We start from the raw sequence: 13,762 nt of genomic DNA, 5'->3' as shown, positions 1-13,762 counted from the left end.
TGTCATGTTCACTGCTGCCTGGACCGCGTCACCCCAGCTCCCTAGCGAGGGCTTCACTCCGAACTGGTCCCGTGAGGGGTTCTGGCGCCAGTCCGTGCGGCAGGTCGTGCGGTTGACGGCGGGCGGGGAGAGGGTGCGGGTGCGGTTCTCCAACGCGTACGGGAACTCGCCCGTGCGGATCGCCGCGGGCTCTGTGGCCGCCGGTGGGGTTGTGGTGCGGCTGGCCTTCGAGGGCTCGGCGGAGGGGGAGATGCCCGCGCGCGGGGAGTTGGTGAGCGACGCGGTCCAACTCGCCGTAGCAGCAGGGGAGTCGGTGGCTGTCACGCTGTACTTCGACTCCGCTACCGGACCGGCTACCTTCCATGCGCAGGCGTTCGCGACCAGTTATCGGGGTGCGGGGTGCCTGCTGGGTGAGGACGGGTTCACCGAGTCGAGTGAGTCCTGGTATTTCCTGTCCGCCGTCGAGACCGACTCCGGGCGGGGGGACGGGATTGTTCTTTTCGGTGACTCCATCACGGATGGGTTCGGGTCCACGCCGGGGGCCGACCGGCGGTGGTCGGACGCGGCGGCCTCGCGGACGGGGCGGGCCGTGTTGAACGCGGGGATCGGGGGGAATCTGCTGCTCAACGACTCCGCGTGGTACGGGGAGCGGGGGGTGCGCCGGTTTGAGCGCGATGTGCTTCAACTGGCCGGGGTGGACACGGTCGTTGTGTTGCTGGGGCTCAATGACATCGGGTTCAGCGAGACGGATGCGCAGCCTACGTACAAGCCGGCGCCGGTGGTTTCGGCTGGTGAAGTCATCGGTGGGTACCGGGAGTTGATACGGCAGAGTCGTGAACTCCGTGTGATGGGGGCGACCTTGTTGCCGTTTGGGGGGTCTGATCACTGGGGGGAGCGGGCGGCGAAGGTCAGTCATGAGGTCAACGAGTGGGTTCGTTGCTCGGGGGAGTTCGATGGGGTCGTAGATCTGAATCGGGTGATGGCCGACCCGGGGGACTCGGATCGGCTGCACCCTGCTTATGACTTCGGGGATCATCTGCACCCCAATGACGAGGGGTACGAGGTGATGGCTGAGGCTTTGTTGCGTTGTTTGTAAGCCGCGGGCCGGTGGGGGCTTGTCGCGCAGTTCCTCGCGCCCCTGGGGGACTTCCCTTAGCCGGGCCAATAAGTGCGGGTCCATGCGCTTGGGCCCGGGTGGGGGAGCCTTGCGCTCGCGATGCGTGATGGGTCGGACCAGGCGTCCCGCTGTCTTGGGGTGCCCGGTGTTGGGGTGGCCGCCGCCGCTGCTCGGGCTCTTACTACCGCCAGGGCGGCGGCCAGTTCCTCCGGGGTCGGGTTGCCCCGTACGACTTTGATGTTCATGGGGGGCGCTCCTTTACAGGGGGATGTTGCCGTGCTTCTTCGGGGGCAACGACTCGCGCTTGGTGCGGAGTTGGCGTAGGCCCCGGACGACGTGGCGGCGGGTGTCGGAGGGGAGGATGACCGCGTCGATGTAGCCGCGTTCGGCCGCGATGTAGGGGTTGAGGAGGGCGTCCTCGTACTCCTGGATCAGGCGGGCCCTCGTCGCCTCGACGTCGCCTGCCGCCTCCGCCTCGGCGATCGTGCGGCGGTGCAGGATGTTGACCGCGCCCTGGGCGCCCATGACGGCGATCTGGGCGGTCGGCCAGGCGAGGTTGAGGTCGGCGCCGAGGTGCTTGGAGCCCATGACGTCGTAGGCGCCGCCGAAGGCCTTGCGGGTGATCACCGTGATCAACGGGACTGTTGCCTCCGCGTAGGCGTAGATCAGCTTCGCGCCCCTGCGGATGATGCCGTAGTGCTCCTGGTCGACCCCGGGGAGGAAGCCGGGGACGTCCACGAAGGTGATGACCGGGACGTTGAACGCGTCGCAGGTGCGGACGAAGCGGGCCGCCTTCTCGGAGGCGTCGATGTCCAGGCAGCCCGCGAACTGCATCGGCTGGTTCGCCACGATGCCTACCGGGCGGCCCTCGACCCGGCCGAAGCCGGTGAGGATGTTCGGGGCGAAGAGTGGTTGTGTCTCGAAGAACTCGGCGTCGTCCAGGACGTGTTCGATCACCGTGTGCATGTCGTACGGCTGGTTCGCGCTGTCCGGGACCAGGGTGTCCAGCTCGCGGTCCTCGTCCGTGACGGTGAGGTCCGCCTCCTCGGGGAACGCCGGGGGCTCACTGAGGTTGTTGGACGGCAAGTACGACAGCAACTGCTTGACGTACTCGATCGCGTCCTTCTCGTCGCCCGCCATGTGGTGGGCCACGCCCGAGACCGAGTTGTGGGTGCGCGCGCCGCCCAGCTCCTCGAAGCCCACGTCCTCGCCCGTGACCGTCTTGATGACGTCCGGGCCGGTGATGAACATGTGCGAGGTCTGGTCGACCATCACCGTGAAGTCGGTGATCGCGGGGGAGTACACCGCTCCGCCCGCGCACGGGCCTACGACGAGGGAGATCTGGGGGATCACGCCGCTCGCGTGCGTGTTGCGGCGGAAGATCTCGCCGTACGCGCCGAGGGAGGCCACGCCCTCCTGGATGCGGGCGCCGCCGGAGTCGTTGATGCCGATGACCGGGCAGCCCGTCTTGAGGGCGAAGTCCATCACCTTGACGATCTTCTGGCCGTAGACCTCGCCCAGGGCGCCGCCGAAGACCGTGAAGTCCTGGGAGAAGACGGCGATGGGGCGGCCGTCGACCGTGCCGTAGCCGGAGACGACTCCGTCGCCGTAGGGGCGGTTCTTCTCCAGGCCGAAGTCCGTGGAGCGGTGCCGGGTGAACTCGTCGAACTCGACGAAGGACCCCTCGTCGAGGAGCAGGTCGATGCGCTCACGGGCCGTCAACTTGCCCTTGGCGTGCTGCTTTTCGACCGCACGTTCCGAGCCGGCGTGCGTCGCTTCCTGGATACGGCGCTGAAGATCCGCGATCTTCCCGGCAGTGGTGTGGATGTCGGTCTCTTGAGGCGCTTCCGGCTCGGACATCGGGATTGCGGCTCCCTGCCTGCTCAAAAGGGGGACGGGTTACTCATCCGTAGAGTAGTGGCGGGCCTACCGATCGGCAGTGCGGCGTACAACACACCTTGGGTGGCTTGCACGACACACACCTAGGGTGGATTGCATGACGCCGCGAGATGCCTCAGACGACAGCAGCCGTTGGTCCGATCTGGAACGGCCGCCCCTCAACGCCGGCGCGCTGCGCCGCGGACTCGTGCGGGCGGGCGGGCTGTGGACCGGCGTGGAGGTCGTGCAGCAGACCGGTTCCACCAACTCCGACCTCGTCGCCCTGGCCGCCGCCGGCAAGGCCGCCGAGGGCACCGTCCTGGTCGCTGAGGAGCAGACCTCCGGGCGCGGGCGGCTCGACCGGCAGTGGACGGCACCGGCCCGCTCGGGTCTGTTCTTCTCCGTGCTGCTGGAGCCCAGCGACGTTCCCGTGGCCCGCTGGGGCTGGCTCCCGCTGCTCACCGGGGTCGCCGTCGCGACGGGCCTGTCCCGGGCGGCCGGGGTGGACACGGCACTCAAGTGGCCCAACGACCTCCTGGTGACTGTCGGCGGCGAGGAACGCAAGGCCGGCGGCATCCTCGCCGAGCGCGCGGGCGACGACGCGGTGATCGTCGGCGTCGGCATCAACGTCACCCTGCGCGAGGACGAGCTGCCCGTTCCGCAGGCGGCCTCCCTGGCTCTGGCGGGGGCGGTCACGACCGACCGCGATCCCCTCCTGCGGGCCGTGCTGCGGTCCCTGGAGCACTGGTACGACAAGTGGCGCGCGGCGGGCGGCGACCCGCTGGAGAGCGGCCTCCAGGAGACCTACGCGGCCGGCTGCTCGACGCTCGGGAGGGTCGTCCGGGCCGAACTGCCCGGGGACCGGTCCATCACCGGCGAGGCCGTCGCGATCGACGGCGACGGGCGGCTCGTGCTGGCCACGGAGGACGGCGTGCAGGAGCCCGTGGGGGCGGGCGACATCGTCCACCTGCGCCCCGCGTGACCCCGGCCGCTCTTGTGGCGGCTCTTCCCGTCTGACTCAAGGAGTGAGCTGGCCCACACCTGCCGTAGCATTGGGCCCGGTCGATACCTGACCGTGGCAGATCGGAAGGGCAGCAGGCGTGACCGTCGACGACACGGGCTCCGGCGCGGACGCGGACGGCCGGGTGGCCCCCGATGCCGCCGAACCCGGCGAGGATCCGCTCGCGCTGCGTCTCGAAGGACTCATCCTCGGCGCGGAGCGCCGTTACACCCCCTTCCAGGCGGCCCGCACCGCCGGCGTCTCCATGGAGCTGGCCACGCGCTTCTGGCGGGCCATGGGCTTCGCCGACGTCGGCCAGGCCAAGGCGTTCACGGAGGCGGACGTCCTCGCGCTGCGGCGCCTCGCCGGTCTCGTCGAGGCGGGGCTGCTGAGCGAGGCGATGGCGGTGCAGGTGGCCCGCTCCACCGGGCAGACCACCGCGCGGCTGGCGGGCTGGCAGATGGACTCGTTCCTGGAGGGCCTGACCGAGCCGCCGGAGCCGGGCATGTCCCGCACCGAGGTGACGTACCCGATCATCGAGCTGCTGCTGCCCGAGCTGGAGGAATTCCTCGTCTACGTCTGGCGGCGCCAGCTCGCCGCGTCGGCCGGCCGGGTCGTCCAGGCCGGCGACGACGAGGAGATGGTCGACCGGCGTCTGGCCGTCGGCTTCGCCGATCTGGTCGGGTTCACGCGGCTGACCCGCCGCATGGAGGAGGAGGAACTCGGCGAACTCGTCGAGGCCTTCGAGACCACCGCCGCCGACCTCGTGGCAGCACGCGGCGGCCGCCTCATCAAGACCCTGGGCGACGAGGTCCTCTTCTCCGCCGACGACGCCGCGGTCGCCGCCGAGATCGCCCTGCGCCTCATCGAGACCATGGCCAACGACGAGACGATGCCCGAACTCCGCGTCGGCATCGCCTTCGGCACGGTGACGACCCGCATGGGCGACGTCTTCGGCACGACGGTCAACCTCGCCTCCCGCCTGACGTCGATAGCTCCTCGCGACGCCGTCCTCGTCGACAGCGCTTTCGCCGAGGAACTCATCCGCAGCGGCGAGGCCCCCGCCTCCGAGGCTGAGGCGGCGGAAGCCGCGGCCACCGCCGAGAAGGAGGGCGAGGAGCCCCCGACCTACCGCTTCGCCCTCCAGCCGATGTGGCAACGCCCCGTGCGCGGCCTGGGAGTTGTCGAACCCTGGCTCCTCACCCGCCGGGACTCGTCACCGGCGTAGCACCTCAGTCGCGATGGACCAATTGGTCTACGCAGAGCCCGATGATCGGCACGCACAGACTCGGCCGACTCGGCGCGGGGGCAGGGGAGTTGGGGGCACGGCTGGGTGTGGGCGTGGGCGTCGACGTGGGAGTCGAGGCCGGCCGGGGAGCCGGTGCCTGAGGCGGTGGCGTGGTGGCCGTCGTCGTCTCCGGGACGGTCGTCGGGTTCGCGTCCGCGGGTGTCGTCGGCGTCGCGGTCGCGTACGGAGTCGGTACGACCCCGGAGGTCGTCGTCGGGGTGGGAGTGATGCCGCCCATCACCGAGGTCGCGGAGGGGATCGCGGTCGGGTCGGCGCTGATGGTCGCGGCGGCGTTGGCGGGCCGGTCGGTGCCGTCGTCGGCGCCGGTGCCAGGGTCGGGCCGGGGTTCCGCCTCCGCCGTGCCCAGCCCGCCGACTCCCGACTCGGGCGCCAGGCGTACGAGGCTCAGCACCCCGGCGGCCACGGCGAGCCCTCCCACGGCGAGCAGGACCTTGCGGGGCCGGGGGCGGCGGTGCCGGCCCCTGGGGAGGGGCGGCGGCGCTATGTCCGCAGCGCCCTCGGCCGGCTCCGCCTTCGTGGTCGTCGTCACGATCCCTCCCCTGTGGTGTGGCGGACGCACGTTATGCGCTTCTACGGGCGGTGCGGCGGGAGTTGGGCGGGATGTCACCCGAACGGGGAAGGCGCGTGCGATGATCGGGGCGAGGTCTGTTAACCCACGTTAACCAGGAGGCGGTCATGGGCGAGGAGCGGTTCGGGGAGTTCGTGCTGGTGCGGCGGCACGGGTACGTCGCGGAACTGGTCCTGGACCGGCCCAAGGCCATGAACGCGGTCTCCACGGCGATGGCGGGCTCGATCGCCGAGGCCTGCGCGGCGCTGGCGGCGGACCGGGACGTACGCGTGACCGTGGTGACCTCGTCGCACGAGCGGGCGTTCTGCGTCGGCGCGGACCTCAAGGAGCGCAACTCCCTCACGGACGCGGAACTCGTACGGCAGCGCCCGCTCGCACGCCGCGCGTACACCGGTGTCCTGGAGCTCCCCATGCCGACGATCGCCGCCGTGCACGGTTTCGCTCTCGGCGGCGGCTTCGAACTCGCCCTGTCCTGCGACCTGATCGTGGCGGACGGTACGGCTGTGGTGGGGTTGCCGGAGGTGTCGGTGGGCGTGATTCCGGGCGGCGGCGGTACACAGTTGCTGCCCCGCCGGGTGGGTGCGGCCCGAGCGGCCGAACTGATCTTCACCGCACGGCGGTTGGAGGCACCCGAGGCGTCGGAACTGGGCCTGGTGGACGTCCTGGTGGAGCCGGGCCAGGACCGCGAGGAGGCCCTGGCGCTGGGCACGCGCATCGCCGCGAACTCGCCCGTCGGGCTCCGGGCGGCCAAGCGGGCGCTGCGGTTGGGGCACGGGTTGGATCTGCGGGCCGGTCTTGAGGTCGAGGACGCGGCGTGGCGGTCGGTGGCGTTCTCGGGGGACCGGGTGGAGGGCGTGGCGGCGTTCAACGAGAAGCGGGCGCCGGTGTGGCCTGGGGAGTAGCGGGGGAGGAAGGGGGGCTTGGGTGCGTTGCCGGGTGCGGGTGCGTTGTGGCTGGTCGCGCAGTTCCCCGCGCCCCTAGGGGGTTGGGGCTGGCCGCGCTGGTGGGCGGCCCCCGCTGTCGTTCATCCGCTCAGGACACCGACCCCTAGGGGCGCGGGGCTGTGACACGTGCGGCTCCGCCGCGTGGGCGCGTCTGATGCAGGCCCACCCGCCGACGCCGCCGGCGCTGACCCCCCAGGGGCGCGGGGAACTGCGCGACCAGCCCCCACCGGACGCGCACTCGACAGACCATCCCAAGCCCCCTTCCTCCCCACACCCGGCAGGCAGCCCAACGTTCACGACACCTGTTCGCCGCATCAATGTCCCGCTATGCACCAAACCTCCCTAGCCTGGAGTGATGGGTGAGGACAGGCGGCTGGCGGCCGTGGTGGAGCTGGCGCAGGGGATGGCGGCGGCGCACACCCCGCGTGAGTCCTGGCGGGCCGCGGCAGCCGGGGCGTGCCGGGCGCTGGACGGGAGTTTCGCGGCGCTGTCGGTGTGGGAGCGGGAGCTGGGGCGGCTGCGGGTCCTGGTGAACGTGGGGGAGCGGGCTGCGGGCGAGGAGGAGTTCCCGGACGGCGAGACCTACCCCGTGCACCAGTTCGCCGAGATCACCGAGTTCCTGCACGAACGGTGGGCCGGTGGCGGCGAGCCCAACGCCTGGGTCGAGACCGCCGAGGGCCCGGCCGCGGGCAGCCCCGGCTACTGCCACCAGCGCGTGGCCGCCCTACGGCGTCGTAGGCGCGGATGCTGTGTCGTCGCCCCGATCGTGCTGCACGGGCGGGCGTGGGGCGAGCTGTATGTGGCGCGGCCGGTCGGGGCGGCCGTGTTCGACCGGGAGGACGCCGACTTCGCGACCGTGCTGGCCTCCGTCGTCGCGGCCGGGATCGCGCAGACCGAGCGGTTGGAGGAGGCGCGGCGGCTCGCCTTCACGGACGCGCTCACCGGGCTCGCCAATCGCCGTGCCGTCGACGTACGGCTCGACGAGGCGATCGAACGGCACCGGCGCGACGGGGTCGTGGTCAGCCTCGTGGTCTGCGACCTCAACGGGCTCAAGCGCGTCAACGACACCCGGGGGCATGCGGTCGGCGACCGGCTGCTTGAGCGGTTCGGGTCGGTGCTGTCGTTGTGCGGGGCGATGCTGCCCGGCGCGCTCGCCGCGCGGCTCGGCGGGGACGAGTTCTGTCTGCTCGCGGTCGGGCCGCCCGCCGACGAGGTGGTCGACGCGGCGGTCGAACTGTGCCGCCGCGCCGCCGAGTTGGAGCTGGGTGAGGGCGTCGCGTGCGGGGTCGCGTCGACGGAGGATCCGATCGGGGCTGTGCGCAGCGGCCGTCGGCTGTTCCGGCTGGCGGACGCGGCCCAATACCGCGCGAAGGCCCTCCGCGCGGACAAGCCGGTGGTCGCCGGGCGGGACGGGCCGGATGATCCTGTGGTGCAGCTTGCGGACTCCCCCACGCCGGAGATGCCTGCCGAGCGACGGCGGTTCCGGGGGCGACGGACGTGACCTACCTGTAAGGGTCTAAGCGGTCACCCGGTAGTGACACCGCCGCATTCAATGCGTACGCTCCTGAATATGGATATGCACACTGTGGTGGTGGGGACGTCCGGGGTCACCGCGTCCGACGTTCTTGCCGTGGCGCGTGGAGGCGCCCGGATCGAGCTTTCCGGTGAGGCCGTCGCGGCGCTCGCCGCGGCGCGGGAGATCGTGGACGCGCTGGCCGCCAAGCCGGAGCCCGTGTACGGGGTGAGCACCGGGTTCGGGGCCTTGGCGTCGCGGCACATCAGTCCGGAACTGCGGGCACAGTTGCAGCGCAACATCGTTCGTTCACACGCCGCCGGGATGGGGCCGCGGGTGGAGCGGGAGGTTGTACGGGCCTTGATGTTCCTGCGGCTGAAGACCGTCTGCTCCGGTCACACAGGTGTACGGCCCGAGGTCGCGCAGACCATGGCCGACGTGCTGAACGCCGGGATCACCCCCGTCGTCCACGAGTACGGCTCCCTCGGCTGCTCCGGCGACCTCGCGCCGCTCTCCCACTGCGCGCTGACGCTCATGGGCGAGGGTGACGCCGAGGGCCCGGACGGGGTCGTACGGCCCGCCGGTGAGCTGCTCGCCGAACACGGCATCGCGCCCGTCGAGTTGCGCGAGAAGGAGGGCCTCGCCCTTCTCAACGGCACCGACGGCATGCTCGGCATGCTGGTCATGGCCGTCGCCGACCTCGACATGCTCTACAAGTCCGCCGACGTCACCGCCGCGCTGTCGCTGGAGGCACTCCTCGGCACGGACAAGGTCCTCGCGCCCGAGCTGCACGCCATCCGCCCGCACCCCGGGCAGGGCGCCAGCGCCGCCAACATGCTTGCCGTGCTTGCCGGTTCGGAACTCACCGGGCACCACCAGGACGGCGCGCCCCGCGTCCAGGACGCGTACTCGGTGCGGTGCGCGCCGCAGGTCGCCGGTGCCGGTCGGGACACCATCGCGCACGCACGCCTGGTCGCCGAGCGGGAGTTGGCGTCCGCCGTCGACAACCCCGTTGTGCTGCCCGACGGGCGGGTCGAGTCCAACGGCAACTTCCATGGCGCGCCCGTGGCTTACGTCCTCGACTTCCTCGCCATCGCCATCGCCGACCTCGGTTCGATCACTGAGCGCCGTACCGACCGGCTGCTCGACAAGAACCGCTCGCACGGGCTGCCGCCGTTCCTCGCGGACGACGCCGGTGTCGACTCCGGGCTGATGATCGCCCAGTACACGCAGGCCGCGCTGGTCAGCGAGATGAAGCGGCTGGCCGTACCGGCGTCCGCCGACTCGATCCCGTCCTCCGCGATGCAGGAGGACCACGTCTCCATGGGCTGGTCGGCCGCGCGCAAGCTGCGCACCGCCGTCGACAACCTCACCCGGATCATCGCCGTCGAGCTCTACGCCGCGACGCGCGCCGTGGAGCTGCGCGAGGGCCTGGCGCCGGCGCCCGCGTCCCGGGCGGTCATCGACGCCGTACGAGCGGCGGGAGTCGAGGGTCCCGGGCCGGACCGGTTCCTGTCTCCCGACCTCGCGGCGGCGGACGCGTTCGTGCGGGGCGGGCATGTGGTCGAGGCCGTGGAGAAGGTCACCGGGCCGCTGAGGTAGGGCAGTTGGGGCCCGGCCATGGCAATGGCCGGGCCCCGTACGTCACTTCAGCTTGGCGGACTGTGCGTCGATCACGCCGGACGGCACGGTGTAGGCCTTGTTCGCGATCAGGGCGCCGATGTTGACCGTGTAGTACGTGACGAGGGTGCTGCCGTGGCGCACCACCTCGGTGTGCACGGTGCCCTTCTGGCCGCCGGTGTCCTCCATGACGCTGCTCGCGCCGAACGCCACCGATTCGTCACCGCTGTTGGATGCCTTCTCGGCGACGACCCCGGTGTATTTCGTGCTGTCCTTGCCCACGGTGAGGGCGAAGCCGCCGGAGCAGCTCTTGATCCCGTCGGAGACGGACTTGAAGGCCTTCTCCGCGCCGTCGCCGTCGTACGAGGACAGTCCGATGAGAGTGACCGGGTGGTCCAGCGAGGCGTTGAACGCGTCCTCCATCTCCTTCTCGGTCATGTCCTCCACGGACTTGGAGGGAGAGGCGGAGGCCTTCTTCGTCTCGGTGGCCGTCTCGTTGGTGGCCGAGGCGGCGTCACCCGGCGCCTGCGCGGACATGGCCCAAGCCAGCGGCTCGCACTGCTGCTTGTCGACGGTGACAGCGGTCTTGGCGGCCGGGACCGACTTGTCGACCGGCGCGATCTCGTAGCCGACGAGATCGCTCTTCGCGAGGATCAGCTTCTTCAACTCGGCGGCGGAGAGCGCCTTGGCAGTGTTCTTCTCCGAACCCTGCGCGGCGTTCTCGGTGTTGCTCTCGGCCTTGTCCGAACCGCCGTCGGAGCAACCGGTGATGAGGGCCAGCGACAGTGCGCCCACCGCGACGGTGACGCACAGCCGTATGCCCGATGATCTCTTCATGAGCGGACTATGAAGCTTAAGTCAAGGAAACGTCAAGCAACTTAAAAGCCGAGGCGTTCCCGTCGTACCGAATACGCCACGAAACCGGCGCCGAGGCCGAGGAACACCGTGCCGCCGACGATGTACGGCGTGGTGTTCGGGCTGCCGGTGTCGGCGAGTTGGGTGCCGTCGGAGGAGGCGGTGACGGCTGTCGAGGTGACCCGTGCCTGCTGGGTGACCTGCGGGGCAGGTGTCGCCGAAGTCTCCACTCTGGCCTGGTCGGTCACCGTCGCGTTGGCGGAGGGGACGAACCAGAGGGCGCCCAGCAGGGTGCCCGCGGCGGTGGCGGTCAGCATCGTTCGGCGAGCGGTTGACACGGAATATCGATCCCCTTGTGGCGCTGGCGAATTGGCCGTGTGGAGCGATGCTAATGAACTGTGCGGGTCGCGGGAAAGTCACGGGAGCTGTGGGCCGTACGCTCCCGGCATGAGCACTCCAGAGACATCACGTTTTGTACGCCTTCGTGTCGAACTCGTTCTTGAAGTCGAGAACGAGGACGCCGTGACCAAGGCCGCGCTGGCCAAGATCGCCGAGGATCCCGAGCTGCCCGGCGACGAGCGCGGGCACGCCGAGACCGCTGTGACGGAAGACACCGCCGAGGCGCTCGCCTATCTCGTGGACCCGTTCGACCTGGTCAGTGAGATGCCCGGGGTCGAGCTGGCCCAGGCCTCGTGGAGCAGTGAGGAGATCGACTACGACCCGGATTCGCCGGATTGGGACATCGACGAGGATGATGTCGACGGCGATGAGGAAGCAGACGGGGTGGCAGTGGTCGGCTGAGCCGTGCGCGGGAGAATGTGACCCCGGGCGGCAATAGCTGCCCGGGGTTTCGTCATGGACGTGGTGTGCCCCACATCTGGGCGACAGGCGGAACGGTACGCATCAGCCGTAGCGTTGGTTTCTTAAGAAATTGTTTAACGGGGACTGCGGCGACTACGGGGACTACGTACGGAGCCAACGGGGTCACTCGGGGTTTTCAGGTTTTTCGGCAACGATGGAGAAGCGTGTGATGACGGACAGTAAGCGGCGCAAGGGTCTTGTGGCCGCGTCCGCACTGCTCGGCGGTGTGCTCGTGCTCACGGCGTGTTCCGGCAGCGACGACAAGTCCTCCGGGAGCGACGCGAGCCAGAGCTCGCAGTCCAAGGCCGACGAGGCGGCCGCGAAGAAGTCCTCCGAGGCGCAGATCAAGATCACGCCGGCGGACGGTTCGGACAACGCCTCCATCAACAACTCGGCCGCGGTGACGGTGAGCAAGGGCACGCTCACGGCCGTGACGATGACGACCGCGGACGGCAAGGCCGTCGCGGGCACCATCTCCGCCGACAAGCTCAGCTGGAAGCCCAGCGCACAGCTGGAGCGCTCGACCACGTACAAGGTCGCGGCCACCGCGAAGGACTCCGCCGGGCTCGCCGCCCACGAGAACGCCTCCTTCACCACGGTCTCCCCGGCCAACAGCTTCATAGGGAACTTCACCCCCGAGGACGGCTCGACGGTCGGCGTCGGCATGCCGGTGTCGATCAACTTCAACAAGGCGATCACGAACAAGGCCGCCGTCCAGAAGGGCATCACGGTCACCTCCACCAGCGGCCAGGAAGTCGTCTGCCACTGGTTCAACACCCAGCGCATGGACTGCCGCCCCGAGGACTACTGGAAGGAGAACTCCACCGTCACGCTGAAGCTCGCGCTCGACGGCGTCGAGGGCGCCTCCGGGGTCTACGGCGTGCAGCAGAAAACGGTCACCTTCCACATCGGCCGCAACCAGGTCTCGTACGTCGACGCGAAGTCCAAGCAGATGAAGGTCGAGCAGGACGGCAAGGTCGTCAAGACCATCCCGATCTCCGCCGGTTCGCCCGAACACACCACGTACAACGGCCAGATGGTCATGTCCGAGAAGTTCACGCAGACGCGTATGAACGGTGCGACGGTCGGTTTCACGGACGACGACGGCAAGGGCGAGTACGACATCAAGGACGTCCCCCACGCCATCCGCCTCACCAGCTCCGGCACGTTCATCCACGGCAACTACTGGGGCTCGCCCTCGGTGTTCGGCTCCGTCAACACCAGCCACGGCTGCGTGGGCCTCCAGGACGTGAAGGGCGCGGGCGACAAGAACATGCCGGCGGCCTGGTTCTACAACAACTCGATGGTCGGCGACGTGGTCGTCATCTCCAACACCGGCGACAAGACGGTGGCACCGGACAACGGCCTCAACGGCTGGAACATGGACTGGGCGCAGTGGAAGGCGGGCTCGGCGGTCTGATCTGACCGGCCAACTCAGCTCCACCTGAAGGCGGTTGCCCCCGACTGGGGGTGACCGCCTTTTCGCTGCCTGGTGTCGAGGTCAGCCCAGTTGGCGGGCCACGGCCTCGCGTGCGGCGGGGGAGAGCAGGGTGCCCGCGCGGGTGAGGAGGGCATGCAGGGCTGGGCCGTAGCGCTCGGCCAGTTCCGTGTTGTGCGTCAGTACGTCCAGTTCGTTGGCGGCCGTGATGTCGAAGAACGCCCGCAACTGGTCGGCGGGTGGGCTGAGTTCGCGGCCGGTGAAGCGGTCCCGGAAGGCGAACTCCGTGGTGCCGTCGACGCGAGGGTAGACAGCGGCACGGTCGCAGCTGGCGTAGAGGTAGACCAGCGCCTCCGCCTGTTCGCCGATCAGCGCGACGAGCGTGGCCCGGTCGGAGAGGGGCAGCAGCGCCGGTGCGAAGCCGTCCGTACCGTACGTCGCGTGGCACAGCCCAGCGGTCTGGACGACGGCATCCGCTTCCCAGTCCGCCAACAGCCCCTGAACGCGCCCCAGATGGGCCAGCAGCGTGCCACCGGGATGGGGCATCCCATCGGCTCCTCGGTCGTACAGAAACGCATCGATCGCCGCGCGTCCCTTGCCCGTCAGGTGGTGCTGCTCGGCTGGTGCCATGGCTGGGGGTCCTCTCGCCGGTGGTGCCG

General features: G+C 70.0%; 14 protein-coding genes. 8 read left to right on the top strand and 6 right to left on the bottom strand.

What is annotated here, in order from left to right:
- Positions 1-4: 4 nt before the first annotated feature.
- Positions 5-1,096: an SGNH/GDSL hydrolase family protein gene (locus tag ACGFY9_RS37395; protein WP_393761779.1), complete on the top strand. Its 1,092-nt coding sequence runs from the start codon at positions 5-7 to the stop codon at positions 1,094-1,096.
- Positions 1,097-1,152: 56 nt separating this feature from the next.
- On the opposite strand, the gene ACGFY9_RS37390 is transcribed toward ACGFY9_RS37395, so the two are convergent.
- Together ACGFY9_RS37390 and ACGFY9_RS37385 are read right to left on the bottom strand one after the other, a co-directional pair.
- Positions 1,153-1,362 carry an acyl-CoA carboxylase subunit epsilon gene (locus tag ACGFY9_RS37390; protein WP_393761777.1) on the bottom strand — a complete coding sequence of 70 codons (210 nt, stop codon included), beginning with the start codon at positions 1,360-1,362 and terminating at the stop codon, positions 1,153-1,155.
- A gap of 13 nt (positions 1,363-1,375) precedes the next feature.
- Entirely contained in the window at positions 1,376-2,977 is a 1,602-nt protein-coding gene (locus ACGFY9_RS37385; RefSeq protein WP_393761775.1) for an acyl-CoA carboxylase subunit beta, read from the bottom strand.
- A gap of 136 nt (positions 2,978-3,113) precedes the next feature.
- Between ACGFY9_RS37385 and ACGFY9_RS37380 the strand changes: the two genes are divergently transcribed.
- A complete protein-coding gene (locus ACGFY9_RS37380) occupies positions 3,114-3,977 on the top strand; it encodes a biotin--[acetyl-CoA-carboxylase] ligase (protein ID WP_393761773.1) in 864 nt (287 codons plus the stop codon).
- A 118-nt stretch (positions 3,978-4,095) separates the two neighbouring features.
- Positions 4,096-5,223: an adenylate/guanylate cyclase domain-containing protein gene (locus ACGFY9_RS37375; RefSeq protein ID WP_393761771.1), complete on the top strand. Its 1,128-nt coding sequence runs from the start codon at positions 4,096-4,098 to the stop codon at positions 5,221-5,223.
- A 4-nt stretch (positions 5,224-5,227) separates the two neighbouring features.
- On the opposite strand, the gene ACGFY9_RS37370 is transcribed toward ACGFY9_RS37375, so the two are convergent.
- Entirely contained in the window at positions 5,228-5,833 is a 606-nt protein-coding gene (locus tag ACGFY9_RS37370; protein ID WP_393761769.1) for a hypothetical protein, read from the bottom strand.
- A 146-nt stretch (positions 5,834-5,979) separates the two neighbouring features.
- On the opposite strand from ACGFY9_RS37370, the gene ACGFY9_RS37365 reads away from it, so the two are divergent.
- The 3 genes from ACGFY9_RS37365 (at position 5,980) to hutH (ending at position 9,931) form a co-directional block, all read left to right on the top strand.
- The gene (locus tag ACGFY9_RS37365; RefSeq protein WP_393761767.1) at positions 5,980-6,774 is read left to right on the top strand and encodes an enoyl-CoA hydratase/isomerase family protein; all 795 of its coding nucleotides are present in this window, start codon (positions 5,980-5,982) and stop codon (positions 6,772-6,774) included.
- Positions 6,775-7,171: 397 nt separating this feature from the next.
- On the top strand, positions 7,172-8,317 hold the full coding sequence (locus ACGFY9_RS37360; RefSeq protein WP_393761765.1) for a diguanylate cyclase domain-containing protein: 1,146 nt from the start codon (positions 7,172-7,174) through the stop codon (positions 8,315-8,317).
- 75 nt (positions 8,318-8,392) lie between these two features.
- Positions 8,393-9,931 (top strand): histidine ammonia-lyase, encoded by a 1,539-nt coding sequence (gene hutH, locus ACGFY9_RS37355; RefSeq protein ID WP_393761920.1) that lies wholly within the window; start codon positions 8,393-8,395, stop codon positions 9,929-9,931.
- 42 nt (positions 9,932-9,973) lie between these two features.
- Here hutH and ACGFY9_RS37350 read toward each other — a convergent pair whose 3' ends face one another.
- Both ACGFY9_RS37350 and ACGFY9_RS37345 read right to left on the bottom strand, forming a co-directional pair.
- A complete protein-coding gene (locus tag ACGFY9_RS37350; protein WP_393761763.1) occupies positions 9,974-10,786 on the bottom strand; it encodes a hypothetical protein in 813 nt (270 codons plus the stop codon).
- Positions 10,787-10,827: 41 nt separating this feature from the next.
- On the bottom strand, positions 10,828-11,121 hold the full coding sequence (locus tag ACGFY9_RS37345; RefSeq protein ID WP_393761918.1) for an LAETG motif-containing sortase-dependent surface protein: 294 nt from the start codon (positions 11,119-11,121) through the stop codon (positions 10,828-10,830).
- Between the two features lie 130 nt (positions 11,122-11,251).
- On the opposite strand from ACGFY9_RS37345, the gene ACGFY9_RS37340 reads away from it, so the two are divergent.
- Positions 11,252-11,605 carry a hypothetical protein gene (locus ACGFY9_RS37340; protein ID WP_328679704.1) on the top strand — a complete coding sequence of 118 codons (354 nt, stop codon included), beginning with the start codon at positions 11,252-11,254 and terminating at the stop codon, positions 11,603-11,605.
- Positions 11,606-11,834: 229 nt separating this feature from the next.
- Positions 11,835-13,085, top strand: coding sequence for an Ig-like domain-containing protein (locus tag ACGFY9_RS37335; RefSeq protein WP_393761761.1), 1,251 nt, complete (start codon positions 11,835-11,837; stop codon positions 13,083-13,085).
- 81 nt (positions 13,086-13,166) lie between these two features.
- Here the strand turns inward: ACGFY9_RS37335 and ACGFY9_RS37330 are convergent, their stop codons facing one another.
- On the bottom strand, positions 13,167-13,733 hold the full coding sequence (locus ACGFY9_RS37330) for a DUF6817 domain-containing protein (protein WP_393761759.1): 567 nt from the start codon (positions 13,731-13,733) through the stop codon (positions 13,167-13,169).
- Positions 13,734-13,762: the final 29 nt, after the last annotated feature.

The organism is Streptomyces sp. NPDC048504, assembly GCF_043200035.1.
In the GTDB taxonomy this organism is placed as follows: domain Bacteria; phylum Actinomycetota; class Actinomycetes; order Streptomycetales; family Streptomycetaceae; genus Streptomyces.
Note: the sequence above shows the minus strand (reverse complement) of the source record. Positions and strands in the feature narration are given on the sequence as shown.